The organism is Catenibacterium faecis, assembly GCF_014306455.1.
GTDB classification, from domain to species: domain Bacteria; phylum Bacillota_I; class Bacilli_A; order Erysipelotrichales; family Coprobacillaceae; genus Catenibacterium; species Catenibacterium mitsuoka_A.
In genome coordinates this window covers 1-26,435 of the sequence record NZ_JACRWG010000010.1, presented here as the reverse complement: position 1 = coordinate 26,435, position 26,435 = coordinate 1, and the positions used below count along the sequence as shown (strand labels likewise).

Genomic DNA, 26,435 nt, shown 5'->3' with positions numbered 1-26,435 from the left:
AGTAAATATCTTGGAAGTTTCCACCTATTCTTCCTCTCTAGTAAGCTTTTATCTTAAAGACATATCCTGTTTCGTAGCTTGTGACTTTATTGTACACCACTTCAGTTAATTGTCAATAAAGAAAAAAGGAATAGGTCACCCTATTCCTAATTATCAAAAATTATTTGATTGTAACGATTTCTAAGTAACTTGTTAAACCAGAAACACCTGGAGTACCACCAGTTACGATTACCTGTTCACCAGCTGAAATTCCGTTTTCCTTAGCGATAACCATTGCAAGATCCATTAAACCTTCTCTTGATTTCATAGATTTGCAAAGTACAGGCTTAACACCCCAGTTAAGAGCTAATTTCTTAACTGTATCATCAGATGGAGTTGGAGCGATGATTGGGCAATGTGGTCTATAACGTGACATACGTTTTGCAGTAGCACCTGTTTCAGTGAATGCGATGATAGCTGAAACGTTGAAGTTTGCAGCAATTTCAGCAACTGACATACAGATAGCTTCTGAAGAGTTAGAGTTATCAGCAGTTCTGATAGCTCTTCTTAAGATTGAAGCATAGTCTAAGTTTCCTTCAATCTTATGAGCAATCTTGTTCATAGTTAATACTGCTTCTTCAGGATATTTACCCTGAGCAGATTCACCAGATAACATGATAGCATCAGTACCATCATAGATAGCGTTAGCTACGTCAGATACTTCAGCTCTTGTTGGTCTTGGGTTTTCCTGCATAGATTCAAGCATCTGAGTTGCAGTAATAACGATCTTACCAGCAGCATTACATTTCTTGATGATTGACTTCTGGATTAGAGGTACATCTTCAGCAGGTACTTCTACACCTAAGTCACCACGAGCAACCATGATACCATCAGCTACTTCGATGATTTCATCGATGTTTTCAACACCTTCAACACATTCGATCTTTGGTAATACTTTGATATCTGGCTTACCGTTTTCAGCAATTAATTTCTTAATATCTAATACATCCTGTTTTCTTCTTACGAATGAAGCAGCGATGAAGTTTACATCCTGTTTGCAACCGAAGATTAAGTCGTTCTTATCTTTTTCTGATAAGAATTCGAACTGTAACTTAGTACCAGGAACGTTGATACCACGAGTGTTCTTAACTCTACCATCGTTAGCAGCTACACAATAGATATCCTTACCTTCAACGTGGTCAACTAATAATGCAACCTGACCATCGTTAACTAAGATATAAGCACCAGGCTTAACATCCTTGTATAATTCCTTATAAGAAATTGTGAAACGATCTGAAGAACCAACAATTTCTTCTGGAGTGATTACTGAAACCTGACCTTTCTTGAATTCAGTGAATCCACCTTCGAAAGCACCAGTACGGATTTCAGGACCTTTAGTATCAAGCATGATAGCTACATCAGTACCTAATTCCTTGTTTACTTCTCTTAAAGTATCCATCTTTCCAGCATGTTCTTCATAGTCACCATGTGAGAAGTTACAACGCATTACGTTCATACCAGCTTTAATAAGCTTCTTTAACATTTCTTTATCCTGTGAAGCAGGACCAATAGTACAAACAATTTTTGTTTTTTTCATTTTTTCTTTAACCATTTTAGACTCCTTAATCAACCAAATAAATTTACACTCCGTTATATATTTAACAAATCCACCAAGAAATTAACGTAACTTCTTAGCGTCTTCGTAAATACCAGCATCAGCTACATGCTTATGACTTAATACTTCTGTGATAGGGAAAGCAGTAATCTGGCCATGTACTTCACCTACGCAAAGTCCACCTTTACCTTCTTCAAGAAGTTCTACAGCCTTAACACCCATACGGCTTGCTAAGACACGGTCTCTTGCAGTTGGTCTACCACCACGCTGTAAATGACCTAAGACATTCGCACGAGTTTCGAAACCTGTTGCAGCTTCGACTTTCTTTGCAAGTTCATTGACATCAGTGATATGTTCAGTAATAACCACGATTGCATGGTCCTTATCAGATGCCTTTGACTGTTTTAATCTTTCGATAATCTTATCTTCATCATAACCAGTATCAGAAGTGATTACTAGTTCAGCACCAGCTGCGATACCTGCATTAATTGCAAGGTCACCACATCTTCTACCCATAACTTCAAGGATAGTACATCTCTGATGTGAAGAAGAAGTATCTCTTAATCTGTCTAATGCTTCAACAATTGTATTTAATGCAGTATCAAATCCAATTGTGAAATCAGTATCAGGAATATCATTGTCAATTGTTCCTGGAAGACCAATACAATTAACTCCCATTTCTGTAAGTTTTAAAGCACCGTTGTATGAACCGTCACCACCGATGACTACTAATGCTTCCATACCTACTTTTTTCATCTGTTCGATTGCTTCTTTTCTGATTTCAGGATCTTTGAATTCAGGGAAACGAGCAGATTTTAAAATAGTACCACCATTATTGATGATATTACGAGTACTATGACGATCGAATTTCATGAACTTACCTTCATGAAGACCTTTATAGCCAAGTCTAACGCCATAAACTTCGATACCCTTGTTAAGACAAGTTCTAGCTACTGCACGAATTGCAGCGTTCATTCCAGGAGCATCTCCCCCAGAAGTTAAAACACCAATACACTTAACCATTTTTTTCTCCTCTCAACTTATGCATTCTATTTAATAACCATTCTAGCATAATTGTTCGTTCCTTACCATCAACAATTCTATTCCAATCAATTTTTTTAGTCAATAATTATTTCACAACATAGCGCTTTCATTTTAGAAACAATATTCTTTGCACGTAGCTGTTCACGTTTATCATTATATTTATTCGTGTAAATCGTTTCCAAGTCTTCAAAACCATATGCAGAAGTCATGAAAGTAGGTAATTCATTTAAGATACGATAGTCTAAAATCATCGCAAGAACTTCATCTCTAGACCAGTTAGTAACATTTTCTTCACCTACACTATCTAAGAGTAAATAAGGAATGTTTTTTACTAGATCCACTAAAGATGTATCTTCGTTTGAATTAAAGCTTGCTTTGACATCTGCCATAAGTGTAGGTACATGACATAAGCCTACTTCATAGCCACGTCTAGCTAATTCATTCATCATACCTGCCATGATTCTTGTACGATTTGGTCCGCCACATACTAAGAAGCCTTTTGTTTGTGGTCGATTGACATATTCAATCAATTGCTTAGTTAAAATCATCATACTTGCATCTTTTTTATTCATTGCTTCAGCTGCCATATCTTTCAAGCTAATAAGTGCAAGTCTTGTAGACATATTGTTGTAATGAAAGCGAGAAAGAAGCTGATCATTTTCATGCTTTTCAAGACCATATTGACAGCTTTTAACATCACGATGGACGTAAGTTTCATAGCTTAAAGTAATCTGCTGTCCTTTATTCATCTTAGGGCATTCATTGATACCATGGCAATGTAAACAAGGTTCATGATCATCTACATAGGCAAGTAAATCTACCCAAGCATCTTCTAGAGCCTTTTTAGTTAAATGATTCTTTTCTACAAATTCTCTAATATCCTGTCTTTTGATTAATTCCTGCAAGCTTTGATTTCTTGTATTTTCTAATTCTTTATCAAAAGAAAGAATCTGTCCTGCTTTTATCATCATAGATCACCTCCTAGACCTTCCATTAATCGTCTTAATTCTTCTTGATCCTGCGCACTGACTTCTACAGGTTTATTTTCTTTTTTCTTTGTAGTCTTCTTGATTGGTTTTTGAGTTTTCGTATTATGAACCTCCTGATACGCATCACGAGCTGTCTTTAACCCTTTTCTCACCCATGAAGCACCAATTGTTTCACAATAGTTCTTGTCTAGTCGTCCATTACTTCTACCTAAAACATATTCTATCAACATATTAGTAACTGCAGGAGTAAGTCCCATAGCCATCAATGATTCCGCAATATTGAGATCATGAAGGGCTGGTTCTTTTCCTCCCTGCTTATTCTTTAATAGCTGATAAGGTGAGATTGTCTCTAGATATCTAAAGTGCTTGTTTAAGTTATCATCATCAGTTTGTGGTGAAGCATGCTGGATGGGCTGAGTGTGATAGACCTCTTTAAGTGAACTTGCTGAATCAGCACTATAGTAACGTTTAGCCTGTTCTACTAAAGTTTTACGATTAAACTTCCCTTCCACAATCGCATCCTTAACCATTAAAGCGAGAGATAATTGATCTATCGCATAAAGAGTCGCAATCTGCTTAATTGTATCTTCATTACGATTCACTATTTTCATAGGAACCTGATAATCCTTCAATGTTTCATAGAAGAGAGTGAGATCATAATTAATAATTGGACGTTCACTTTCTTCTTCTTGATATCCTGATTCATGTTTCAATGGTTTGTTTTGTGATAAATCAATCGTAAAGACATCTTCAAAGCGTGATGTGACTTCCTCATATTCAGTGAGCTTTTCTAGTCCTGAACGGAAGTAATTCTTTGTTTTAGTATATTCTTCTACACCGATTGTCTTCTGTAATAAACCTGCAAGTATCTGGTTTCTAAAGAAGGCATTGACAGAAAGTGGTGTCATTAAGTGAAAGACATAGACTCCCTGCCCTTCTGATTCTTTATAGTAGGATTTAAGCAGGCTTAAACCTTCTAATGTCTTTCTTGCCTGGTCTAATTCTTCCAAGTCTAGATTTAAAGCCATAGTCAAGCGACTGATTGCACAAGGCTGATGGAAATGACGCATACGCATGGATTCTACATTCAAATACATATAAAGACTATAAGCCTGTGTTTTAAGTAATGGGGCATACAAATAAGTGAGAATATCACAATCATTAAGACTTAATGGTAATGAACGTTCACTTAAATAAACATCTGTCGCATATAACATCTTATTCCACCTTCTTTAATACTTTTAGTATTTCTTTTTCTAAATCATAATAGTTTGTATTGTTTCTAATGATATAGTCTGCACGTTGTTCTTTATCTTCTAAAGACATCTGGTTTCTAATACGGTCTAATGCCTGCGTACGTGTACAATGGTCACGGGATAAGACTCTTTGAATCTGTGTTTCTTTGTCACAACTGACCACTATTGTAGAGTCACATAAATCATCCCAGCCTGCTTCAAAGAGTAACGGTACATCAATAAAGACAATGTTGTTTTTAGATTGTTTGATTTTTTGTACAATCACATTTCTAATATAGGGATGTAGGATGCCTTCTAGATAGTTCTTTTCATCCTGATTATTGAAGATAATATCTGCAAGTTTTTGTCTATTGATAATGCCATCAGTAAGTACAGGAAAATGTTCAATGACCTGTTTAAAAGCCTCTGTACCTGGTTCTAAGGCATGCCGTGAGATATCATCTGCATCAATGACTTCATAACCATGAGTGATCAGATAATAACTGACAGTACTTTTACCACTCGCAATACCACCAGTGAGACCTATGACCTGCATATTGTTTCTCCAATACGTTCCATAAGTTCAATACAATCAATACTATCCTGATGACTCATACGATCACTTTCTACCTTAATATACGCAATGGCTTCATGACAGGCTTCTATTTCAGTATGGAAATCATCAATATCATAAGGGATTTCTCCTGTAAAAGATTCACCATTAAATGAAATAACTGCTTTTGTAGGACGATAGAATGGATCTAGTGTGATAGTCCCTTTAGTACCTGTAATAGTCATATCTTTTCTTACTGGTCCATCAAGTGACGCTTCCATAAAAGCTTTGACACCATTTTCAAATTCTAGAGTAATCGAATCATGAACATCTACACCATGTTCTACTTTTACATCATTAGAAATAGAAACAACAGGACTCTTCACAAAATCTAAGACAGTCGCAATATTATAAATACCTGTATCATATAAAGCACCACCTTGTTTTGGATCATAAATATAAGAATGTTCATCATAAGGTACAATAGATTGAAAATGGTTTTCTATAGAAACAATATCTCCAATAATACCTTTTTCTATTTCTTTATGTACTTGATTGATCATTGGAATAAATCTAGATTTCATGGCTTCCATAAAGAAGACATGATTCTTTTCTGAGTATTCACAGAGTGTTCTTATTTCTTTGCTTGTTAAGGTGGCTGGTTTTTCTACTAAAACAGCTTTATGATGTTTCATTGCTTCTAATGCATACTTGTAATGAGAAGCATGTGGTAATGCGATATAGACAATGTCTACATTCTCATCTTCTAGTAACTTCATATAATCATCATAGAGTTTTTCTGGATGATAGAGTTCTTTAAATTGTTGTCTTTTTTCTGGATTATGAGAAGCCCCTGCATAAAAGCATGCTTCATCAAAATGAGAGAGACTCTCACAGAATCTTTGGGCAATTCTTCCTAATCCTATGACACCCCAATTCAACATATTTAATACCTCCGTTTTTGACAGTGAGGACAATAATATGTTCCTCTTCCTGCAATTGTGATTTTCTTAATAGGTCCCTTGCATTTTGAACATGTTGTTTGTGCATGAACAGATAAAGTAACCTGAAATAAGCCATGGATGCCATTGGCATCAAATGAATGGATAGTTGTGCCACCCTGGGCAATGGCTTCCTTTAAAATAGTACTGGATACTTCTATTAATTCTAAAATACGTTTCTTTGAAAGTCTGTCTCCTCTTGTACGAGGATCCATACCCATTCTAAAACATATTTCATTCGCATAGATATTCCCAATCCCTGTAAAAATAGATTGGTCTAGTAATAATTGTTTAATAGGCAGATGACTTTGATGTATACGTGGATAGATGTAATCAAAAGAAGCTTCCATTGGTTCCTGTCCTAAACGATTAAGTGGTGGATATTCACGATAGTGTTCTTTGTCTACTAACTGCATACGACCAAACTTTCTTGTATCGTTATAACGAAGATCAGTGCCATCTGTCATATGAAAGATAATATGATCATGTTTATCATAGGGTTCATCTTTCATTTTTATATTGTATTTTCCTTCCATTCTAAGATGAGAAATAAATACATCATGATCTAAAATAAAGATCAAATATTTACCATATCTGTCTATATCACAAATAGATTGATGAATGAGTGTAGAGACGAATGTCTCTACATCTCCATCAATAATACGTGGATAACGTACTTCTATTGAGTCTATTGTTTTATGAAGTACGAAGTTCTTTAAGGTTCTTCGTACTGTTTCTACTTCTGGTAATTCAGGCATTATTTTAATTCACACCAGTTCTTGGCATAGTTGCCTTCTACAATAAGAGGAACATCCATCTTAATGCAGTTTTCCATCTTTTCTTTTACTAAAGACATAACTTCTTCTAATTCATCTTCAAATACATCAAAAATCAGTTCATCGTGTACCTGTAAGATCATCTGTGATTTAAGATTCTTTTCTTTAAGTGCTTTATCTACTTCAATCATCGCAAGTTTTAGAATATCCGCACCTGTTCCCTGGATTGGTGTATTCATTGCATATCTTTGCGCCTGCTGGCGTACCATAAAGTTCTTATCATTGATTGTAGGAATATATCTTTTTCTATTAAGTAGTGTAGAGACATAACCTTGTTTCTTACATGTTTCTACAACTTCATCCATATATGTTTTTACTTCTGGATATGTTTCAAAATATTTATTAATAAAGTCTCTTGCTTCAGAAATAGACATACCAATATCTTTAGACAGTCTAAATTCACTCATACCATAAATAATACCAAAGTTAACGGCTTTTGCCTGTGAACGCATTTGTGGAGTGACTTCTTCATCCTTTACGCCAAATACTAAAGCTGCAGTATGTCTATGGATATCTTTGCCTTGATTAAAGGCATCAATCAAATTAGTGACATGAGCCATATGTGCAAGAATTCTTAATTCAATCTGAGAATAGTCAAAAGAGACAAGATAGCCATTATGTGATACAAAGGCTTTTCTAATGAGTTTTCCTTCTTCACTTCTAACTGGAATATTCTGTAAATTTGGATCTACAGAAGAGAGACGTCCTGTATGAGTGAGAGTCTGTTTATAGATTGTATGAATCTTGTGATCTGGGAATACCTGTTCCTGTAGTCCTTTTAAGTATGTAGAAGAGAGTTTAGTCAACATTCTATATTCTAGTACTAATGGAACAACGGGATGGGCATCAATAATTTTTTCTAAGACATCCTGACTTGTAGAATAACCAGTCTTTGTTTTCTTGCCACCCTTTAATCCTAGATCTTCAAATAAGACCTGACCTAATTGTTTAGGTGAAGAAATATTGAATGTAGTACCTGAGATACGATAGATATCGTTGGCTAGTTTTTCAATTGTTTCATCAAAAGCTGTATCCATTTCCTTTAATACATCTAAGTCTATTTCAGTACCTGCAAATTCCATTTCACCCAAGATTCGTGTGACAGGAAGTTCAATGTTTTCATATAGTTCATACTGATTTTTATCTTTTAATTCTTTTGTGACAACATCTTTGAGTTCATAAATAGCTTTGGCTTTAGAGACAATATGACTCGCTAAGATGTCATCTTCTGGAATATGCTTCTTTGCACCTTTTCCAAATACTTCTTCATCATATTGCACACCTTCATAATCAAAATGTGTACAAACATATTTAAGTTCTTCTTTAATAGCTGGTTCTAATACATAAGATGCAAGTGATAAGTCAAATGTATAACCATTGATTTCTATTCCATTCCATCTAGAACCAATGACAGCACTCTTGATATCATAGCCATACTTTTTCTTATTTTCATCCTTTAAGTAAGCTAAGAATGATTCATCCTTTAATGCATTTTCATAAGAGATGAAATAAGCCTGTTCATCATTATAAATACCATATCCTAGAATAATAGAACGATGATAGTTTGTATCATAGATAGAAGGATAAACAGCACTGTCCTTTGTGATTTCAGGCATATGATCTACTTTTTCTAGTTTCAATTCCTTTTTAGGTGCTGCTTCAGTCGTCATAGATTTAATCAAAGAATTCATATCATATTTTTCATAAAATGACTTGAGTGTTTCATAGTCATAACCCTGATATGTGGCTTTTTCTAAATCTACATCTATTGGTATATCTCTTAGTATTGTGGCTACTTTTTTACTCATCAAGGCATCTTCCATACCTGCTCTGATTTTTTCACCCATCTTACCTTTGATTTCATCCTGATGTTCCTGTAATCCTTCAATAGTGCCATATTGATGTAATAGTTTTAAGGCAGTCTTTTCACCTACACCTTTAATACCTGGGATATTATCAGAACTATCACCCATGAGTCCTAAGAAATCTCTAAACTGATCTGGCTTTAAACCATATTTCTCAAGTAAAGTCTGTTCATTATAAATATCAAGTTCAGTAACACCTTTAACGGTACGATAGATTGTCGTTTGAGGTGAAATCAACTGATTGGCATCCTTATCTCCTGTATAAACAGAGACTTTGAGGTTATTCTTTTCACCAAAGTCTACAAGTGTACCGATGATATCATCCCCTTCATAGCCTTCTACTTCATACCAAGTGATGTTATGAGCAGTTAAGTATTCTCTTGCAAGCGCAAATTGAGGAACAAGTTCCTGTGGTGTTTCTTTTCGGGTAGCTTTATATGTATCTAATAATTCATTACGGAATGTTTTCTTACCATAGTCAAAAGCGACAATGACATATTTAGGATTGGTACTGATGATCTTCTCCACCATACGTGCAAAGCCATAGACACCATTAGTGGGAATACCATTACGATTGACCATATAGTTACCCGTATAGCTAGTAGCGTAGAATGCTTTAAATAGTAATGAGTTCCCATCTATTAATATTAATTCTTCCATTTTATAACTCCTTTACTTGATTAATAATAAGAGATAAGCGATCACGGTATTGAACACGCACATTCATTTCCACAGTCTTACCTCTTTCAAATATATTCTTATAACGTTCATATTGGTTAGAGAAACAGACAAATTCTACCTGCCCTGTTTCATCCTGACCTTCAATAAAAGCCATTTCTCTTCCTTTCTTATCTACAATAGCACGTACTGAACTAATAGAACATACAACTGGTATTGTACGATCCATATAATTTTCTACATCTACGAGATTAACTAAAGGATGTTTGATCTTCTGTTTTACATAGACAATAGGATGTGTAGATATATAAAGTCCGAGTACTTCTTTTTCTCTTTCTAAACGTTCAAATTTATTTTCTCTGACTTCTTCAAAGATTGGTTTTTCATCGACCCCTAATTGTATATACTCCATCATGAGTGAAATATTCTTACGTAAATAGGCACGATTTTTATTAAATTCATCAAAAGCCCCTGCATCTATTAAACTTTCTAACATCTTAGATGAAAGAGAAGGGATACGAGCTAAGAAATCATACATATCTTTAAAGAGACCTTTTTCTCTTTCTTTAAGTATCATCTTATAACCTGCAGAACCGACATTCTTAATAGAGACTAAAGAATAACGAATACCACCTTCTTCTACCATAAAGCGTGAATAAGAGTAATTGATAGAAGGTGGGAGAATCTTAACTCCATAGCGTTTAGATTCTTCAATTGTACGCATCTTACTAGAAGCAGAACCTGATTCATTGGAAAGAATGGCTGCAAAGAAATAGAGTGGATAATTAGCCTTTAAGTAAGCTAATTGATAAGCCACATACCCATAAGCAACAGAATGGCTCTTATTAAATCCATAGTTCGCAAACTTTTCTATCATCTGATAAAGTTTTGTGACAACATCTTCTTTAAAGCCTTTTTTAATAGCCCCTTGAATAAATTCTTCCTTCATACCTGCCATCATGCTTTCATCTTTGCTAGACACAGCTTTTCTTAATATATCTGCACGACCTAAAGAGAATCCAGCGATAACCTGGGCAATCTGCATAATCTGTTCCTGATAGATCATAATACCATAGGTAGATTTTAAAATAGGTTCTAGTTCTTTAAGCAAGTAAGTAATATTATTTTTATTCTTTCTACCCTCTAGATAAAGGGGAATATTTTCCATTGGACCTGGTCTATATAAGGCAATGGCTGCAACGATATCATCAAAGCATTCAGGTTTCATCTTTTGAAGTAATGAGCGCATACCACTTGATTCTAATTGGAAGACACCTGTTGTATCTCCACGAGAAATAAGATGATAAGTACGTGCATCATTAAGAGGTATTGTGTTAATAGAGAATGTTTTTCCTAATTTTCTTTCAATATCCTTCATAATATAGTCTATCATAGTGAGGTTCTTTAAGCCTAAGAAGTCCATCTTAAGGAGTCCTGTTTTTTCAATATAATCCTTAGAGTACTGACTCATGATCATATCACTAGGACCAATGACTAAAGGAACTACATCTCTTAATGGTTCATAGGATAAGACAACACCAGCTGCATGCATAGTAATATTACGTGGTAAATATTCTACTAAGCTCATAGGCGCAATAAGACGTGAAAGAACTGGATCTTTTTGAATCATATCCTGAAATGAAGCACTTGTAGAATAGACTTCAGTAATACTTTTACGATGTTTAGGGGCAGTAGGAACCATCTTCGCAATCATTTCTAGTCTTGGTAAGGGGATTCCCATCACTTTTCCTATATCTTTTATCGCAACACGAGGACCATAGGTAGAAAAAGCGACAATCTGAGCCACATGATCATGTCCATATTTATCGCATACATATTGAATGACTTCATCACGACGGTCATCCTGGAAGTCTACATCAATATCTGGCATGGATACTCTTTCTGGATTTAAGAAACGTTCAAAGAGTAGATCATATTTTAATGGATCAATATTTGTGATACCTAAACAATAGGCAACAAGTGAACCTGCGGCAGATCCTCTTCCTGGGCCTACGAGTATACCATGTTTTTTTGCATATTGTACATAATCAAATACAATTAAGAAATAATCATCATAACCCATTGTATGAATAGTTTTTAATTCATAGAGTAAACGATCTTTATAGTCATCTGTGATAGGCTGATTTTTAAAGCGTTGTTTAAGTCCTTTAATACATAAATGTCTTAAATATGCCCCACTATCACCTACAGGTGTTTTGTAGTGAGGAAGACCGTTTTCTGTCTTTTGGATAGACCCATAACAGTTATCAATGATTTCTTCTGTATTTTTAATAATATCAGGATATCGACTAAAGAGTTCTCTGATTTCTTTTTCTGATTTTAAGTAACGGTCAGTTGTAAGTGGTTCATGATCCTTATTCAAAACTTCTCCTTTTTTAGAAGCTTGTAATAAATCTAATGTGAAAGCATCATGAGAATGCAAGTAACGCACATCATTACCCCAGATACATGGAATATCTAAGAATTGAGCATATTTAATAAGTGTTTGGTTACGAAGTGAATGTCCTTTAATCCCATCTTCTACAATCATAATACGATAAGAGGCACAAAAAAGACTCTTCATAGTCTTCATAAAGCTCATGACTGGTCGTTCTGTTTGTGCATGTGTTAATAAATCTTCTTTACTTGTCGCTTCTTGTTCGATGAGTCTATCTTCATATTCATGAGAAACTATATAAAGATGATCACGATAGTTGGATAAAGCTTTCAATGTGATAGCTTTATTCTCATTGAGATTAATATCACTCACAATACGTACTAAATCTTTATAACCAACATCATCACGCGCATAAAGTAATAAATGTATTAAATCATCATTAAACATAATAGAGGCGTTCACACCAAGTATTGGTTTAATTGAAGCTTTTGTACATGCTTCATAGAATTCATAGGCCCCATACATGTTATTATCATCTGTTAAGGCAAGAGCCTGGATATGTTTTGATTTTGCGTTATCTATAAGAGATTGAATAAGTATTGTACTCTCCTGAAAGCTATAAGCACTTTTAATCTGTAAGTGTCCAAACATAGGATCCTCTCCTTCCTTGTTCACCCATTATACCAAATTATCCCTTCTATTTATAGTTTCATGAAAAAAAGAACATGCCTAAGCACGTTCTTCGAGTTCATCCATTTTAGTCTGTATTCTTGATTGTACAAGATTAGCTACTTCTACGCTGTTCATATCCTTATATTCTTCATAAGGAATTGGTGATAGATAATGAATACCACAATCAACTCTCTTAATAGAGTTACTGTCTAATACTTTAAAACAGTTATGCATGACACATGGAATAATTGGCACCTGTGCATCCATAGCTGGTTTAAATGAACCACCCTTGAATTCTAGTAATTCATTTTCCTTTTTAGAACGTGTCCCTTCAGGGAAGATGACATAAGGGATTCCTTCAGACATTTCCTTTTTAACCTGTCTCATAAGCTTCATAGAGGCTCTTAAGTTTGTACGATCAATGGCAGGATATTCCATGAATTCAGCCACATCTCTTAAAAAGATAACATCTAATAGTTCTTTTTTAAAGACAATCTTGAAAGGACGTTCAATACTGTCAAATAATGCAAGGATATCAAATAATCCCTGATGGTTTGGAGCTACAAAGAAACCACCTGTTTCAGGAAGATATTCTGTGCCTGTAATAGTTAGATTAACACGTGCTCTTTTAGTTGCTTTCTTTAAAAGTCTTCTTGTCCAGTTAATACGTTCTTCAAAAGGAATCGTATCCATATGCTTCTTGATATGTTTTAACTGGAAGATCAGTACTGGTAATTCAAAGAAGAAACGAAGCACAATTAATATAAGTCTTTTCATTTTTGATAGATTTCTAGTGTAAATGTCTCAAATGGCTTTTCTTCTACGAGACGATAGTTATATTCAGAAAAGTCAGGGAAATATGTTTCTCCTGTATAATCACCAGGAATACGTGATAAAAGAATTTGATCACAATATGGAAGTGCCTGTTTATATACAGAAGCACCACCAGAAATAAAGAGATCTTCACCGCGTTCTTTAAAAGCTTTAATAGTGCCTACTAAATCATCTACCACTTCTACTCTATCATCTTCAAAATTATGAGAAAGGACAATAGTATGACGTTTAGGTAAAGGTTTACCAATAGCCTGGTAAGTTGTTTTCCCCATTAATAATGTATGATTGAGTGTTGTACTTCTAAAGTGTTTAAAGTCTTCACTATTGTGCCATGGCATCCCATTGTCTGTTCCCTTTTTCCCAATGAGATTATTTTGATCAGCTGCGACAATAATAGTAATCATACACTGACCTTACCTTTCAATGGACCATGAGACTGATAACCTTCTAGCTTGATATCTTCAATCTTGAAATCAAATAGATTATCAATGTCTTTATTGAGTACAAGATGAGGTAATGGGAGTGGTTCTCTTTCAATCTGTGTCTTGACTACATCAAAGTGATTCTTATAAATATGCGCATCACCAATTGTATGAATGAATTCTTTTGGTTCATAACCACATACTTGTGCAAGCATACATGTAAGTAAGGCATATGATGCAATATTAAATGGAACACCTAAAAATGTATCAGCACTTCTCTGGTATAACTGACAGCTTAAATACTTCTTATCACTAGATACATAAAACTGCATAAGTGTATGACATGGTGGTAAAGCCATCTCATCTACCTGACTAGGATTCCATGCAGAAATAATATGTCTTCTAGAGAATGGGTTATTCTTTAAAGAATCAATTAACTTTACTAACTGGTCAGTACCTTCATTATTAAAGTTACGCCACTGTGCACCATAAACTGGGCCTAAATTACCATGTTTCTTCGCAAATTCATCATCATTTTTGATCTTTTCTACGAATTCTTCTAATGTTTCACCATTGAAGTCTTCACTCTTCTTAAAGTCTTCATAAGGCCATTCATTCCATATTTTCACATTACGGTCTACAAGATATTTAATATTTGTATCACCTTTGATAAACCATAATAGTTCTTCCGCAATAGGACGTAAATACATCTTCTTAGTAGTAAGAAGAGGAAATCCTTCACGTAAATCATAGCGTGTCTGATATCCAAATACAGAACGTGTACCAGTCCCTGTGCGGTCAGGACGGTCTTCTCCATGTTCTAGGATATATCGACACATATCTAGATATTGTTTCAAATTTTATTCCTCCTTTTATGCATTTGACCTCATGATAACACAAATAATCATAAATGGGATATACAAATACTTCTTCTTTGTATAAAAAAGAAGAAGTATTTCTACTTCTTCATCTGTTCACGGTAGTTTTCCATCATACCCTTGAATATTTCAGCACTTGTAGGAGGTGTAAATGTCACTGCGTTCGCACCTGCTTCAATGACTTCTTTAATTGTGTCTTCTGTTGGTCCACCTGTCGCAATAATTGGGAAATCCTTATCAATAGCGCGTAGTGCCTTAACGATTTCTACTGTTTGTTTTCCACCAGATACATTAATGATTTTAGCGCCACTATGTAACATACGTTCTTCTAAATCTTCATCTAGTGATACTACAGTGAGGACAATAGGAATATCTACTAGACGTGATAATTCTCTGATCATTTCTGTATGTACAGGAGCATTGAGTACAACAGCTGCTGCACCATGTAATTCTGCATCTAAGGCAATCTTGAATACTCTTGCACCATTAGTAGTTCCTCCACCTACTCCTACAAAGACTGGTTGTCTTGCGACACCAATAATCGCATTGGTGATCTGAATAGTAGGCGTAAAAGGATAAACAGAGAGAATGGCATCCGCGTTATTATTCGCAATGAGTGCGACATCCGTACTAAATAGTAAGCTTTTTATACGTCTACCATTCACATTAATACCACTGGCTTTGTACATCACTTCTGGCACTTCTACAGTATGTTTTAATGTAGACTCTATTCTTGGTGTCATTTTAGGGGTTTTCATTAAATCATTCATACATCTCACTCCTTTGAGTATTATTATACTCAAGTTATAAAAACAGTATATGAACAAAAGAAAAAAACCAGCAATGCTGGTTTTAGATTAAGAATGCGAAATAAGCGATAAATAATAAGAATAGTACCCAAACCATCTTATTGATATCTTTAGCCTGACCTGTCGCAATCATGCTGATGACATACACGATGAATCCTAATGCGATACCATTACTGATTGAGTAACCAAGAATCATAAAGATGATAGTCACAAAACCACTTGCCGCAAAGATCAAGTTATCCCACTTGATATCCTTTAACTGTGACGCCATTAAGATACCAACGATAACTAAAGCTGGGGCAGTGACTGCATCAGTAATCATAGATAATACTGGATAGAAGAATACTGTTAATAAGAAACAGATACCTGTTGTACATGCAGTTAAACCAGTACGTCCACCTACGCCTACACCTGAAGTAGATTCTACGAAAGATGTCACTGTAGAAGTACCAATCATTGAACCAAATACAGTACCTACTGCATCTGCAAGTAGTGCACGTTCAACATTCACTAATTCACCATTTTCATCAATAAGATCAGCTTTAGATGCAACAGCTACTAATGTACCAGCTGTATCAAAGAAATCTACGAATAATAATGAGAAAATTGCAACGATACACTGTGGATGAGTAAACATTTCGTTGAACCCTCTCGCAAAAGCACCCACTAAACTGAAATCAAAGTTCACTGATACAAGTTTAGTTGGTAACTGTGGCATTCCTTTTAGTCCAAAGAATGAACCAAATACAACACCCACTACTGCAGTAATGATTAAGCCATAAAATACGGCTGCAGGCTTATTCTTTACTAATAATACTAATGTGATTATGATACCAAATATAGCAAGTAATACTGTTGGATTCTTAAAGTTTCCTAGTGCTACAAATGTAGATTCACTTGCCACTACGATACCTGCATTCTTTAAACCTACGAATGCGACAAAGAAACCAATACCTGCACCAATCGCAAGTTTTAACTGTGCAGGAATCGCATTAATAATCATACGACGGATATTTGTCACTGTAATGATGACAAAGATGATACCTGACACGAATACACAGGCAAGTGCGCCTTCAGGTGATAATCCCATCTGTCCTACAATTGTATAAGTGAATAATGCGTTAACCCCCATTCCTGGCGCAAGAGAAACAGGGTAGTTTGCCATTAATCCCATAAAGATGCTTGCGGCACCTGCAGAGATTGCAGTTGCTAAGAAGACACCTTGATGACTCATGTGTGCCTGTCCTAAGATGGCAGGGTTGACTGCAAGAATATAGGCCATTGCTAGGAAAGTTGTAATACCAGCTAGTATTTCAGTCTTAACATTTGTCCCATGTTCTTTTAAGTGAAATAATTTTTCCATTGTTTTCTCCTCTCAAAACAAAGCCCCATTATAGTACATAATTACATTTTATGCAAATATAAAAAAATCCCCTTATAATGGGGATTTATCGTATTTCTTCATGATATCTAGAATAGTATCTATGACTTTTTCAAGTGAACCATCATTTATAATATGATAGTCGCATGATGACATATATTTATCTCTACGTTCTTTATCTAAGGCATAGAGTTTGTCTGGACCATCCTTTAATAGAGGTCTGCCACTTGGATTGACATCCTTCGCAATATCTTCAATTGGACGGTCAATATAGAAAACAACACCATTCTTCTTTAAATATCCAATGTTTTCAGGTCTTTTAATCACTCCACCACCAGTAGAGATGATTTTACCTTCAAGTTCTGATACTTCCTGGCAACATGTTGTTTCATTGTTTCTGAAATAGTCTTCAGAAATTTGAAACATATCTGGAATGGACATATTAAAGCGATTCACAAGATAATCATCAAGGTCAATCATTTCATGACCTGTTTTTTGTGAAAGAATTTTTCCAAATGTTGTTTTACCACTTCCCATGATTCCAATTAAAACGATATTTTTCATGATTCCTTCCTTTCATAGTTACCAATCATTCTAAATGTATTAGTATATGTTTTGATTTCCTGTAAGGCACGCTGGACATGATCCTGATTCAAGTTGCCATCTATATCTAAATAGAAATAGTATTCCCATGGAGATAATGGGAGTGGTCTTGATTCAATGCGAGCCATGTTGATGTTATGTTCTTTTACAACTCTCATGACTTCATAGAGTGCACCGACTTCATGATTGACTGTGAAGACCATGCTGATACGATTGGCAGATGGTCTGATTTCATATTGTCTTGCGATAATGATAAAGCGTGTATGATTGCTTTGATCATTTTGTATTGCCTTGGCAATAATATCAAGATTATAAAGTTTAGCTGCTTCACTAGAGGCAATGGCACCGATATGTTTATTCTGTGCTTCACTGATATATTTAGCAGCTGCAGCTGTATTGAGATACTCATGACCTTCAATATGATGTGCATTTAAGAATTCAGATGTTTGTTTTAAGCCTTGTATATGACTATAGACATCTTTGATATCTTCTAGAGTGGCTCCTTTGATACCAAGCAAGTTTTGATCTATTGTGATAGATTGCTCACCTACAATATAAAAGCCATATTGAGTCAGTAAGTCATAGTTATCATTAATAGCACCTGTAGAAGAGTTTTCTAAAGGGAGTACACCATAGTCTATTTCACCTTTTTCTAATGCCTGATAGACATCTTCAAAGTGAGGGTAGTTGATGCCTTCAATGTCTCCAAACCAGCTTTTCATAGCCTGATTAGAAAAAGATCCTGGAACACCTTGGTAACCTACTTTAAAGTTTTCTTTAATTTCAGTTGCCTCATATTTCTTTAAGGGAATAAAAGTAGACTGATAACTTTTAGAAAGATTCATTGTATCCTGGACAAATGTTTTTGCATAAGATTCTAGAGATTTATCTTCTAAACGATCTACATTCTTCTGAATAACTTCTTTTTCTCTATCTTTCTGGAAAATCTGCATATCATGCGCTAATTTATATGTAATAACATCCTTAGCTACATGCATACGTTTTTCAAATAAAGCAATGATTTCCTTATCGATTGCATCTATTTCTTCTCGACATGTTTTTAAATCTTTCATAGAGCCTCCAACATATCTAATACACCTAGTGCCGCCATAGCTTCTACAACGACAATCGCACGAGGAATGATACATGGGTCATGTCTTCCTACGATTTCTAATTCTGTATTTTTATGTGTTTTCACATTGATTGTATTCTGTTTTAAGGAAATAGATGGAGTTGGTTTAATACCTACCGTAAAGAGTAATGGCATACCATTAGAAATACCACCTGTAATACCACCATTATGGTTTGTAGAAGTTTTCACTTCTTCTCCTTCATAATAGTAGGCATCATTCGCTTCTGATCCTTTAAGTAAAGTGATATCATCTAGATCACCAAATGAAACTGACTTAACTGCAGGAATACTAAAGAGTAATGGTGATAAATGGGCTTCAATACTATCAAAGAAAGGATTTCCAACGCCTGCTGGTAGTCCAGTGACAGCACATTCAATCTTTCCGCCTACGCTGTTGCCTTCTTTTCTAGCTTCTTCGATTTTTTCCTGCATCTGTGCATAAATATCATCATGAATAACAGGATAGTCTTTCTGGTTGAGTTCTTCTAAGTAAGATGGAGTAATATCTAGTGGATAATGCGTATCCTTCACATCTTTAATAGAAAGAATATGAGCACCGACATGAATACCTTTTTCTTTTAAGATTTGTTTTGCGATAGCACCTGCAAAAACGATTGGTGCTGTAAGTCTTCCAGAGAAGTGTCCTCCTCCTCTCACATCATTAAAGCCCTTATATTTAATATAAGCAGGATAATCTGAATGTCCTGGACGCATATTATCCTTTAAATAAGAATAGTCTTGAGAATGCTGGGATGTATTTTTAATAATTCCACATAGTGGTGCACCTGTTGTATAACCATCTAATACACCACTGAGTATTTCTACTTCGTCTGCTTCTTTTCTTTGTGTACTCATCAGGTTTTTACCTGGAGCACGTCTTTGCATATCCTTATTAATGGTATCCATATCTAGCTTAATACCAGCAGGAAGATTACCTATTGTGATTCCAATAGCCTTCCCATGGCTTTCACCAAATAAAGATAATTCGATATGATGTCCCCAATTAGCACTCATGATATTCACCACCTAGAGATGTGAAGTCTTCAAAGAAACCTGGATAGCTCTTCTTAACACAATCCTTATCATCAATAGTAATTGGGCCATTGGCACGTGTAGATAAAATAGCTTCAGCCATACACATACGATGATCATTAGAACTTGTTACTTCTGCTTTGTTATAAGAATGAGATCCTGTAATAGTCATACTGTCTTCTTCTTCAACTGCATCAATACCAGCCGCTTTTAATAGTTCAACAGAAGCAGTGAGACGGTCACATTCTTTAATACGTAAACGTGATGCATTGATGATGTGTGATGTCCCTTCCGCAAGACCACAAGCCACTGATACAACAGGCATCAAATCTGGACATTGTGAAGCATCAATAGTGGCAGGTTTGATTTTGTCGCAGACTACTTTAATACCCGCACTTGTTTCTACAATTTCTCCACCCATCTGTTCCATAATATCTAAAATAGCTCTATCACCTTGTGATGAGTGCATATTCAGATTAGTAAGTGTAATATCACTTCCTAGTAAATCAGCAACTAGATAGAAAGCAGCCTGTGAGAAGTCTGCTTCTACATTATAATCACATGGCTTATAGTTCTGATTACCACGGATCTGGAATGCCTGATAATCATGATTAATAATCTCAATACCAAACTTTTCTAACATATCAAGTGTTAAGTCAATATAGCCTTTAGATTCTAATGGTGTAGTAATTTTAATTAAAGAATCGCCCTTTAATAAAGGTAAAGTGAATAATAAACCACTGATAAATTGTGAAGAAACATTACCTGGTACTTCAAATATATCTGAATGAAGCTGACCATCTAGAATAACATCTAAACGTTCTGAGTCTTTTCTAAGGTATGCAATCTTTTGTTTATCAAAGATATCATAGTATACATCAAGTGGTCTTTGTCCAAGTTTTCCTTTACCTACAAAATGTACACGAGAAAAGTTAACTAATGATAAAGGCATTAAGAAACGTAATGTAGAACCTGATTCATGGGCATCTATTTCTACTCTTCCTAGTCCTAAAGTAATAGAACCATCAATAATTAAAGTATCGCCTTCCTGCTTAATAATAGCACCTAAGGCTTTCATACCTTCTATTGTAGCTTCAATGTCTTCTGAGTAATCAATACCGCTAATACGACTCATACCTGGTGCGAGGGCTGCACAGATAATAGCACGATGGGCTAATGATTTAGAAGGGGGAACCGCAATTGTTCCTTGAAGTGTTTTTGGTGTAATAGTGATTTTTGTCATTATATGTCCTCTACTTCCAGAATCATCTCTTTTTGATCCTTATGTACATAATACTCTCCTATTGTTTTAAGTAAAACAAAAGATAGTGTTGAATTGATGTTTTTCTTATCTAGATCAATGGCTTTAAGTAGTTCTTTTGTAGGGACATTGGCATGAGTAGGAAGGTTATAGTGACTTAAGGCTTCTTCTATACGTTTAGTAGTGCCTTGTTCACATAAACCTTTAAGTTCTGCAATACGTGTGATAGCTACCATACCGATTCCTACTGCTTCACCATGAGAATATTTTTCATAATGGAAATATTGCTCGATTGAGTGTCCAATAGTATGACCAAAGTTCAAGCATAAACGATCACCAAAGTCATATAAGTCCTTTTCTACAACATCTCTTTTGATATCTACACATTTATAGATAATTTCATCAATGTCTTTATAAAGATCATCAAAGTCTCTATAACAAGCTAATTGATCAAATAAAGCTTTATCCTTGATACAGCCATATTTAATGACTTCTCCCATACCATCTGTAATGAAATGAGGATCCAATGTTTTAAGAGTGAGTGGATCAATAAGAACAAGTAATGGATGTTTAAAAGCACCGACTAAGTTCTTTCCTTCAGGTAAATCTACAGCCACTTTACCACCTACTGAAGAGTCAACCTGTGATAATAATGAAGTAGGAATCTGTACAAACTTAATACCACGCATATAAGTACTTGCCACAAATCCAGCTAAATCACCAATAACACCTCCACCTAGCGCAATAAGTAAATCAGTTCTTGTAATCTTAGCTTCTAGTAATTGTGAATAGATAGAAGGAAGAATATCAAATCTCTTAGATGGTTCTCCATGAGGAATGACTACTGTAGAGACTTCATAAGTATCTTTTAACTGATTGACTAACTGTTCTCCATAAAGTGGAAAAACGTTATCATCAGAGACAATAACGATTTTCGCACCTGTGAAGACCTGGGAAATTAGTTCTTTTGTTTTATTTAAGATACCTTGTTCAATATATATAGGATAACTGTCTTTTCCTAAGTTCACATTTAATTTCATTTTAGATTTCCTTTCCAACAACCTTGCCGATTTCTCTTAATTCTTCAATAAGTTTTGTATATTTTTTAGGCTTTAATGACTGAGCCCCATCACATAATGCATGTTCTGGATCATTATGTACTTCAATAAGTAATCCATCACATCCTGCAGCAACACTTGCCTTAGCCATTGGTTCTACTAACCACCATTTACCACCAGCGTGTGATGGATCAATGATTACAGGTAGATGAGTCATTTTTCTAAGTACTGGAATAGCCTGTAAGTCTAGAGTGTTTCTTGTATATGTTTCGAATGTTCTTACACCTCTTTCACATAGGATGACATTCTCATTACCACTTGCCATGATATATTCTGCACTCATGATCCATTCCTGATATGTTGCGCTTAATCCTCTCTTTAATAGGATAGGCTTCTTAACTCTTGCACCTACTTCCTTAAGTAAAGTGAAGTTCTGCATGTTTCTAGCACCAATCTGAACTAAGTCTACCTTTTCATTGAATTCATCAATATCATCAGCACTCATAAGTTCTGATACGATTGGTAAACCTGTTTCCTTCTTAGCAGCTACTAAGTAATCTAGACCAGTAGAACCTAATCCCTGGAATGCATATGGAGATGTTCTAGGCTTGAATGCACCACCTCTAAGCATATTAGCACCAGCTGCTTTTACTTCCTTCGCAATCGCAATAACCTGTTCTTCTGATTCTACAGAACAAGGACCAGCAATAAGAGCCATATGGCCTCCACCTACTTTAACACCATCTACATCCACAATAGTATCTTCAGGATGGAATGCACGGTTAGCTAATTTATAAGGCTGTTCAACTCTCATTACTTTTTCTACAGAAGGTGAAACTTCAATATCTCTAGGATCTACTTTAGTAGTATCACCAATTACACCACAGATAGTCACATCATGACCTACAACTAAATGAGTTTCTAATCCTTTTTCTTCTACCTTAGCCTGGATCTTCTTTACATCTTCTTCACTCGTTTTTGGTTTGAATACAATAATCATAATCTTTTCTCCTCTTATCTTCTACCTGTATAAATAAAAGACTCTCATCCTATAAGGACGAGAGTGTATCTTCGTGTTACCACCTTATTTTATATATCTATCACTAGATATATCTCAACGAGTACTATCATACTCTGACAATATAACGGTTGTGACCGGAAACGCCTAATTCATTCAACGCTCTACTCCAAGATGAATTCAATATCCCTCAAACATCCTTTTACACCAACCAAGGATTCTCTATGCTTCTTTGAGATATCTACTATTTCTTTTCACTGTATTTATACTTAGTAGTTCTTAATTTGTGAACTCATCATACTGAATAATCACACTCATGTCAACTGCTTTTTCTATTTTTCTTATACTTTCACATAATATTTATGTATTATCTAAATATTACACTTTAATTAGATTGATACAATAATAACTAGAACCATTCTTACAATACAGGGCAGGTATGCCTTTTGAGAGTTGATCTACTTTACCAATGACTTCTAATTGATATTTTATTGTTTCACCAGATACAGCATGAATAGTAAGTATATCCCTATTCTTTAATAACTGCACCTGTTTCAATAATGATTCTGGAATGATTATATTCTTATTCTTATAATGTGGAAGGCTTTCTTCATGACTTATAACCCACTTGATATCATTGACTTGAAGTATCGCATATATATCATGTCCATCTATATCTAAATAAGCACCTTCAGATGAAACATATGAATCGGGGATTAATTGTTTTGTTTGATTATATAGTATTTGTATATCCTTTATTTCTTTATTCTGTCGATAGAGCGAATAACCAAATAAAGCACAAGACACTAGGATGCAGATACATCCTAGTGTCATTAATAATTGACTAATCTTTTTCATACCTAAATAGAGTTCCTACTATAAGTAAAAATAATCCTGATAAAGCCATTAATGTGACCCAGTGATTGATTCTTGTAGTATCCCCTGTTTTTACATGAGAACCAGTACTAGATGTACTTGTATTAGTAATAACATATTCTGTTTTTGCATCATTACTACTTACTGATACAATACCCTTATACCCTTTGACATTCTTTTCTTTAATACTGTAGTTCATTACTTGTTCAGTTTTCCATGAATAAGCATAGTTATGAGCCGCATCTAAAGTGATTGTCTTAACAAACGTATTTCCATCATAAAGTTCTACTTCTATTGAGTTAGGATGAGTTGAGCCATTGTCTTTCCACTGTTTAATCATTTTATATTCATGAGAATGAGCTTCTGAATATTTCACAAAATCAATAGATACATCATACTTAGTACCTTGTGGCAAAGAAATAAGATAGGGTAAATAAGTATATGTCTTACCATCTATTACTAAATTATCTGCCACGACCAAATAAAGACCTGTATTTAAGTTTGAATAAGTTAAAGTAGAAGAAGCTGTTGTCTTAGTCACACCTTCTTTGCGTACAGCATATCCTTTTAAAGTCATAGCTACATTTTTTAATTCTTCACTTGTTTCTAGCTTATTTAAATCAATAGAAGTATTTTCTGCATCTTTAAATTCATTGGTATATTCATAACTGCCATCTTTAGAAACACTTGCGACACGATATAAATGAACATTTAGTCCTGATAAACATTCATTAAGTGTAAGTGAACAATTCTTGTTCACATCAACAGCAGTTACCTGGAATAAATTGAATACAGCAACTGATAATATAACTGTAAAACATAATATAATTTTCTTTAAGCTTTTATCCATAATAATTGCTGTCATCACCTTTCTTTATGTTTCTTTGATGTGAGATACCAGATAAATGCAATAATAATTGCGAGAGCAATCCAGAATATATCTAGAATAACTGGATCTGTTTTTACTAGATCTCTTCTAATTCTTAGATTTGTCTTATTGATACGATGCCCTCTGACAAGTAGTCTATGGGTATTAACACCATAAGGTGTACAAGTCATAAGCGTACAATAATCCTGTCCTTCTACAATCTTCAAATCATCTTTTTCTGTAGGAAGAACAGTTTTTATTTGATCAACCTCATAATAAAGAGTTTGATCCAATATCTGAAGCATAAATGTATCACCTATCTTTAACTGATCAATATCTGTGAAAAGCTGTGCACTTGGTAATCCTCTATGTCCAGATATAACACAATGAGTACTTTCTCCACCCACTGGTAAGGATGTACCTGGGATATGTCCTATCGCAATCTGTAAGATTTCAGCATCAGTTCCATGATAAATAGGAAGTGATACATTGATTTTAGGGATTTCTACATAGCCCATCATCCCTGTCCCTGTGACATCTAGAGTCTCATTGTATATCTTTTTCTCGTTGTCATTTAAGGCATACATTGTATGTCTTAGATTTTTGTTGTATAAAGTAGCATCATTCCAGAGCTTTTCATACTGTTTTTCAGTCAGGTCTTCGACCTTTTCTTCATATCCAGCTATAGCCCTAGTCTGATGTCTTTGGTTCCAATAATTACTAAAGCTTGGATAAATAAGCAAGGAGAGTCCTGCAATAAAAAGTATTCCGATAAATAGATTAATTATCTTCTTTTTCATTATAGAATATCTCCTTTCTATTTTAAATTATTTATTTTCAGCTTTTTTCTGCATTACTAAGAATGCCCCTGCTGCAAGAATTAAGATTATACCAGCAACATATAGAATTGTAGTACCCATACCACCAGTACTTGGAAGTTCATCGCCCTGGTAGTTAACAACAGCTGCAGTTAATGTACCTGTTGTTACTTTAGTACTAAATGAAATTTCACCATTAACTGGATTACCATTTAAATCAGTTAACTTTGGATCAGCAGCTTCTGTATCATGAAATGCAATGACATTAAATGTGATTGGGTCCATTGTGTTATACCCTTCTGGAGCAACTATTTCTGTAAGAATATATTGACCATCATCTAAACCTGTGAATTCAAATTTTGTTTTATCAGGATCGTTTTCATCAGAACCAATTGTATATTCTTTTACTACTTTCTTTGTGCCATCTTTAAATACTTTTTCTAATTTGAAGGTTGCACCTGTGAATATTACGGAGTGGCAAGGCCACTCCATACGGTAAAATAAGTCCATCCATTACGCTAGAAAAGTCCAGTGAATCCGTTAAACAAGTCCATCATATTTAATATAAAGATTTGCATCT

At 34.8% G+C, this 26,435-nt stretch carries 24 protein-coding genes and 1 other annotated feature; all 24 genes read right to left on the bottom strand.

Going from position 1 to position 26,435, the window contains the following annotated elements:
• Positions 1 to 160: 160 nt before the first annotated feature.
• The 24 genes from pyk to H8909_RS03940 all read right to left on the bottom strand — a co-directional run bounded on the left by pyk (position 161) and on the right by H8909_RS03940 (position 26,347).
• Complete coding sequence (gene pyk, locus H8909_RS04055; RefSeq protein ID WP_187011944.1) at positions 161 to 1,591, bottom strand: pyruvate kinase; 1,431 nt, start codon at positions 1,589 to 1,591, stop codon at positions 161 to 163.
• 66 nt (positions 1,592 to 1,657) lie between these two features.
• Positions 1,658 to 2,617 carry a 6-phosphofructokinase gene (pfkA, locus tag H8909_RS04050; protein ID WP_006504907.1) on the bottom strand — a complete coding sequence of 320 codons (960 nt, stop codon included), beginning with the start codon at positions 2,615 to 2,617 and terminating at the stop codon, positions 1,658 to 1,660.
• Positions 2,618 to 2,712: 95 nt separating this feature from the next.
• Positions 2,713 to 3,609 (bottom strand): hypothetical protein, encoded by an 897-nt coding sequence (locus H8909_RS04045; RefSeq protein WP_117458200.1) that lies wholly within the window; start codon positions 3,607 to 3,609, stop codon positions 2,713 to 2,715.
• Entirely contained in the window at positions 3,606 to 4,844 is a 1,239-nt protein-coding gene (locus H8909_RS04040; RefSeq protein WP_187011943.1) for a DnaD domain protein, read from the bottom strand. The genes H8909_RS04045 and H8909_RS04040 overlap by 4 nt, the downstream gene beginning before the upstream one ends.
• 1 nt (position 4,845) lies before the next feature.
• The gene (coaE, locus tag H8909_RS04035; protein ID WP_187011942.1) at positions 4,846 to 5,418 is read right to left on the bottom strand and encodes a dephospho-CoA kinase; all 573 of its coding nucleotides are present in this window, start codon (positions 5,416 to 5,418) and stop codon (positions 4,846 to 4,848) included.
• A complete protein-coding gene (locus tag H8909_RS04030) occupies positions 5,406 to 6,359 on the bottom strand; it encodes a Gfo/Idh/MocA family protein (RefSeq protein ID WP_187011941.1) in 954 nt (317 codons plus the stop codon). The genes coaE and H8909_RS04030 overlap by 13 nt, the downstream gene beginning before the upstream one ends.
• 2 nt (positions 6,360 to 6,361) lie before the next feature.
• Positions 6,362 to 7,174, bottom strand: a complete 813-nt coding sequence (gene mutM / locus H8909_RS04025; RefSeq protein ID WP_187011940.1) for a bifunctional DNA-formamidopyrimidine glycosylase/DNA-(apurinic or apyrimidinic site) lyase — start codon at positions 7,172 to 7,174, stop codon at positions 6,362 to 6,364.
• Entirely contained in the window at positions 7,174 to 9,777 is a 2,604-nt protein-coding gene (polA, locus tag H8909_RS04020; protein ID WP_187011939.1) for a DNA polymerase I, read from the bottom strand. The genes mutM and polA overlap by 1 nt, the downstream gene beginning before the upstream one ends.
• A 1-nt stretch (position 9,778) precedes the next feature.
• On the bottom strand, positions 9,779 to 12,844 hold the full coding sequence (dnaE, locus tag H8909_RS04015) for a DNA polymerase III subunit alpha (protein WP_187011938.1): 3,066 nt from the start codon (positions 12,842 to 12,844) through the stop codon (positions 9,779 to 9,781).
• Positions 12,845 to 12,922: 78 nt separating this feature from the next.
• On the bottom strand, positions 12,923 to 13,642 hold the full coding sequence (locus H8909_RS04010) for a lysophospholipid acyltransferase family protein (RefSeq protein ID WP_187011937.1): 720 nt from the start codon (positions 13,640 to 13,642) through the stop codon (positions 12,923 to 12,925).
• Positions 13,639 to 14,103, bottom strand: coding sequence for a dihydrofolate reductase (locus H8909_RS04005; protein WP_117458192.1), 465 nt, complete (start codon positions 14,101 to 14,103; stop codon positions 13,639 to 13,641). The genes H8909_RS04010 and H8909_RS04005 overlap by 4 nt, the downstream gene beginning before the upstream one ends.
• The gene (locus H8909_RS04000) at positions 14,100 to 14,978 is read right to left on the bottom strand and encodes a thymidylate synthase (protein WP_187011936.1); all 879 of its coding nucleotides are present in this window, start codon (positions 14,976 to 14,978) and stop codon (positions 14,100 to 14,102) included. Before H8909_RS04000 ends, H8909_RS04005 begins: the two co-directional genes overlap by 4 nt.
• A gap of 101 nt (positions 14,979 to 15,079) precedes the next feature.
• Entirely contained in the window at positions 15,080 to 15,769 is a 690-nt protein-coding gene (locus H8909_RS03995) for a hydrolase (RefSeq protein WP_187011935.1), read from the bottom strand.
• 82 nt (positions 15,770 to 15,851) lie between these two features.
• Positions 15,852 to 17,171 carry an NCS2 family permease gene (locus H8909_RS03990; RefSeq protein WP_187011934.1) on the bottom strand — a complete coding sequence of 440 codons (1,320 nt, stop codon included), beginning with the start codon at positions 17,169 to 17,171 and terminating at the stop codon, positions 15,852 to 15,854.
• A 72-nt stretch (positions 17,172 to 17,243) separates the two neighbouring features.
• Positions 17,244 to 17,753 (bottom strand): shikimate kinase, encoded by a 510-nt coding sequence (locus tag H8909_RS03985; RefSeq protein ID WP_187011933.1) that lies wholly within the window; start codon positions 17,751 to 17,753, stop codon positions 17,244 to 17,246.
• Entirely contained in the window at positions 17,750 to 18,865 is a 1,116-nt protein-coding gene (locus tag H8909_RS03980; RefSeq protein ID WP_187011932.1) for a bifunctional chorismate mutase/prephenate dehydratase, read from the bottom strand. The genes H8909_RS03985 and H8909_RS03980 overlap by 4 nt, the downstream gene beginning before the upstream one ends.
• Positions 18,862 to 19,938 (bottom strand): chorismate synthase, encoded by a 1,077-nt coding sequence (aroC, locus tag H8909_RS03975; protein WP_187011931.1) that lies wholly within the window; start codon positions 19,936 to 19,938, stop codon positions 18,862 to 18,864. The genes H8909_RS03980 and aroC overlap by 4 nt, the downstream gene beginning before the upstream one ends.
• Entirely contained in the window at positions 19,928 to 21,199 is a 1,272-nt protein-coding gene (gene aroA, locus H8909_RS03970) for a 3-phosphoshikimate 1-carboxyvinyltransferase (protein WP_187011930.1), read from the bottom strand. Before aroA ends, aroC begins: the two co-directional genes overlap by 11 nt.
• Positions 21,199 to 22,257: a 3-dehydroquinate synthase gene (aroB, locus tag H8909_RS03965; protein ID WP_117458185.1), complete on the bottom strand. Its 1,059-nt coding sequence runs from the start codon at positions 22,255 to 22,257 to the stop codon at positions 21,199 to 21,201. The genes aroA and aroB overlap by 1 nt, the downstream gene beginning before the upstream one ends.
• 1 nt (position 22,258) lies before the next feature.
• Positions 22,259 to 23,275 (bottom strand): 3-deoxy-7-phosphoheptulonate synthase, encoded by a 1,017-nt coding sequence (aroF, locus tag H8909_RS03960; protein WP_187011929.1) that lies wholly within the window; start codon positions 23,273 to 23,275, stop codon positions 22,259 to 22,261.
• A 50-nt stretch (positions 23,276 to 23,325) separates the two neighbouring features.
• Positions 23,326 to 23,560: a binding site (T-box leader), on the bottom strand.
• A 111-nt stretch (positions 23,561 to 23,671) separates the two neighbouring features.
• Positions 23,672 to 24,151, bottom strand: coding sequence for a hypothetical protein (locus H8909_RS03955; protein ID WP_187011928.1), 480 nt, complete (start codon positions 24,149 to 24,151; stop codon positions 23,672 to 23,674).
• Entirely contained in the window at positions 24,138 to 25,019 is an 882-nt protein-coding gene (locus H8909_RS03950; protein WP_187011927.1) for a Cna B-type domain-containing protein, read from the bottom strand. The genes H8909_RS03955 and H8909_RS03950 overlap by 14 nt, the downstream gene beginning before the upstream one ends.
• Before the next feature lie 14 nt (positions 25,020 to 25,033).
• The gene (locus tag H8909_RS03945; RefSeq protein WP_187011926.1) at positions 25,034 to 25,837 is read right to left on the bottom strand and encodes a class C sortase; all 804 of its coding nucleotides are present in this window, start codon (positions 25,835 to 25,837) and stop codon (positions 25,034 to 25,036) included.
• Positions 25,838 to 25,864: 27 nt separating this feature from the next.
• Positions 25,865 to 26,347 carry a prealbumin-like fold domain-containing protein gene (locus tag H8909_RS03940; RefSeq protein WP_187011925.1) on the bottom strand — a complete coding sequence of 161 codons (483 nt, stop codon included), beginning with the start codon at positions 26,345 to 26,347 and terminating at the stop codon, positions 25,865 to 25,867.
• Positions 26,348 to 26,435 lie beyond the last annotated feature (88 nt).

What these genes read in the sequence shown, in the direction of transcription:
- pyk (WP_187011944.1), bottom strand. Translation starts at nt 1,591, where the DNA reads ATGGTTAAAGAAAAAATGAAAAAAACAAAAATTGTTTGTACTATTGGT.
- pfkA (WP_006504907.1), bottom strand. Translation starts at nt 2,617, where the DNA reads ATGGTTAAGTGTATTGGTGTTTTAACTTCTGGGGGAGATGCTCCTGGA.
- H8909_RS04045 (WP_117458200.1), bottom strand. Translation starts at nt 3,609, where the DNA reads ATGATGATAAAAGCAGGACAGATTCTTTCTTTTGATAAAGAATTAGAA.
- H8909_RS04040 (WP_187011943.1), bottom strand. Translation starts at nt 4,844, where the DNA reads ATGTTATATGCGACAGATGTTTATTTAAGTGAACGTTCATTACCATTA.
- coaE (WP_187011942.1), bottom strand. Translation starts at nt 5,418, where the DNA reads ATGCAGGTCATAGGTCTCACTGGTGGTATTGCGAGTGGTAAAAGTACT.
- H8909_RS04030 (WP_187011941.1), bottom strand. Translation starts at nt 6,359, where the DNA reads ATGTTGAATTGGGGTGTCATAGGATTAGGAAGAATTGCCCAAAGATTC.
- mutM (WP_187011940.1), bottom strand. Translation starts at nt 7,174, where the DNA reads ATGCCTGAATTACCAGAAGTAGAAACAGTACGAAGAACCTTAAAGAAC.
- polA (WP_187011939.1), bottom strand. Translation starts at nt 9,777, where the DNA reads ATGGAAGAATTAATATTAATAGATGGGAACTCATTACTATTTAAAGCA.
- dnaE (WP_187011938.1), bottom strand. Translation starts at nt 12,844, where the DNA reads ATGTTTGGACACTTACAGATTAAAAGTGCTTATAGCTTTCAGGAGAGT.
- H8909_RS04010 (WP_187011937.1), bottom strand. Translation starts at nt 13,642, where the DNA reads ATGAAAAGACTTATATTAATTGTGCTTCGTTTCTTCTTTGAATTACCA.
- H8909_RS04005 (WP_117458192.1), bottom strand. Translation starts at nt 14,103, where the DNA reads ATGATTACTATTATTGTCGCAGCTGATCAAAATAATCTCATTGGGAAA.
- H8909_RS03995 (WP_187011935.1), bottom strand. Translation starts at nt 15,769, where the DNA reads ATGAATGATTTAATGAAAACCCCTAAAATGACACCAAGAATAGAGTCT.
- H8909_RS03990 (WP_187011934.1), bottom strand. Translation starts at nt 17,171, where the DNA reads ATGGAAAAATTATTTCACTTAAAAGAACATGGGACAAATGTTAAGACT.
- H8909_RS03985 (WP_187011933.1), bottom strand. Translation starts at nt 17,753, where the DNA reads ATGAAAAATATCGTTTTAATTGGAATCATGGGAAGTGGTAAAACAACA.
- H8909_RS03980 (WP_187011932.1), bottom strand. Translation starts at nt 18,865, where the DNA reads ATGAAAGATTTAAAAACATGTCGAGAAGAAATAGATGCAATCGATAAG.
- aroC (WP_187011931.1), bottom strand. Translation starts at nt 19,938, where the DNA reads ATGAGTGCTAATTGGGGACATCATATCGAATTATCTTTATTTGGTGAA.
- aroA (WP_187011930.1), bottom strand. Translation starts at nt 21,199, where the DNA reads ATGACAAAAATCACTATTACACCAAAAACACTTCAAGGAACAATTGCG.
- aroB (WP_117458185.1), bottom strand. Translation starts at nt 22,257, where the DNA reads ATGAAATTAAATGTGAACTTAGGAAAAGACAGTTATCCTATATATATT.
- aroF (WP_187011929.1), bottom strand. Translation starts at nt 23,275, where the DNA reads ATGATTATTGTATTCAAACCAAAAACGAGTGAAGAAGATGTAAAGAAG.
- H8909_RS03955 (WP_187011928.1), bottom strand. Translation starts at nt 24,151, where the DNA reads ATGAAAAAGATTAGTCAATTATTAATGACACTAGGATGTATCTGCATC.
- H8909_RS03950 (WP_187011927.1), bottom strand. Translation starts at nt 25,019, where the DNA reads ATGGATAAAAGCTTAAAGAAAATTATATTATGTTTTACAGTTATATTA.
- H8909_RS03945 (WP_187011926.1), bottom strand. Translation starts at nt 25,837, where the DNA reads ATGAAAAAGAAGATAATTAATCTATTTATCGGAATACTTTTTATTGCA.
- H8909_RS03940 (WP_187011925.1), bottom strand. Translation starts at nt 26,347, where the DNA reads ATGGAGTGGCCTTGCCACTCCGTAATATTCACAGGTGCAACCTTCAAA.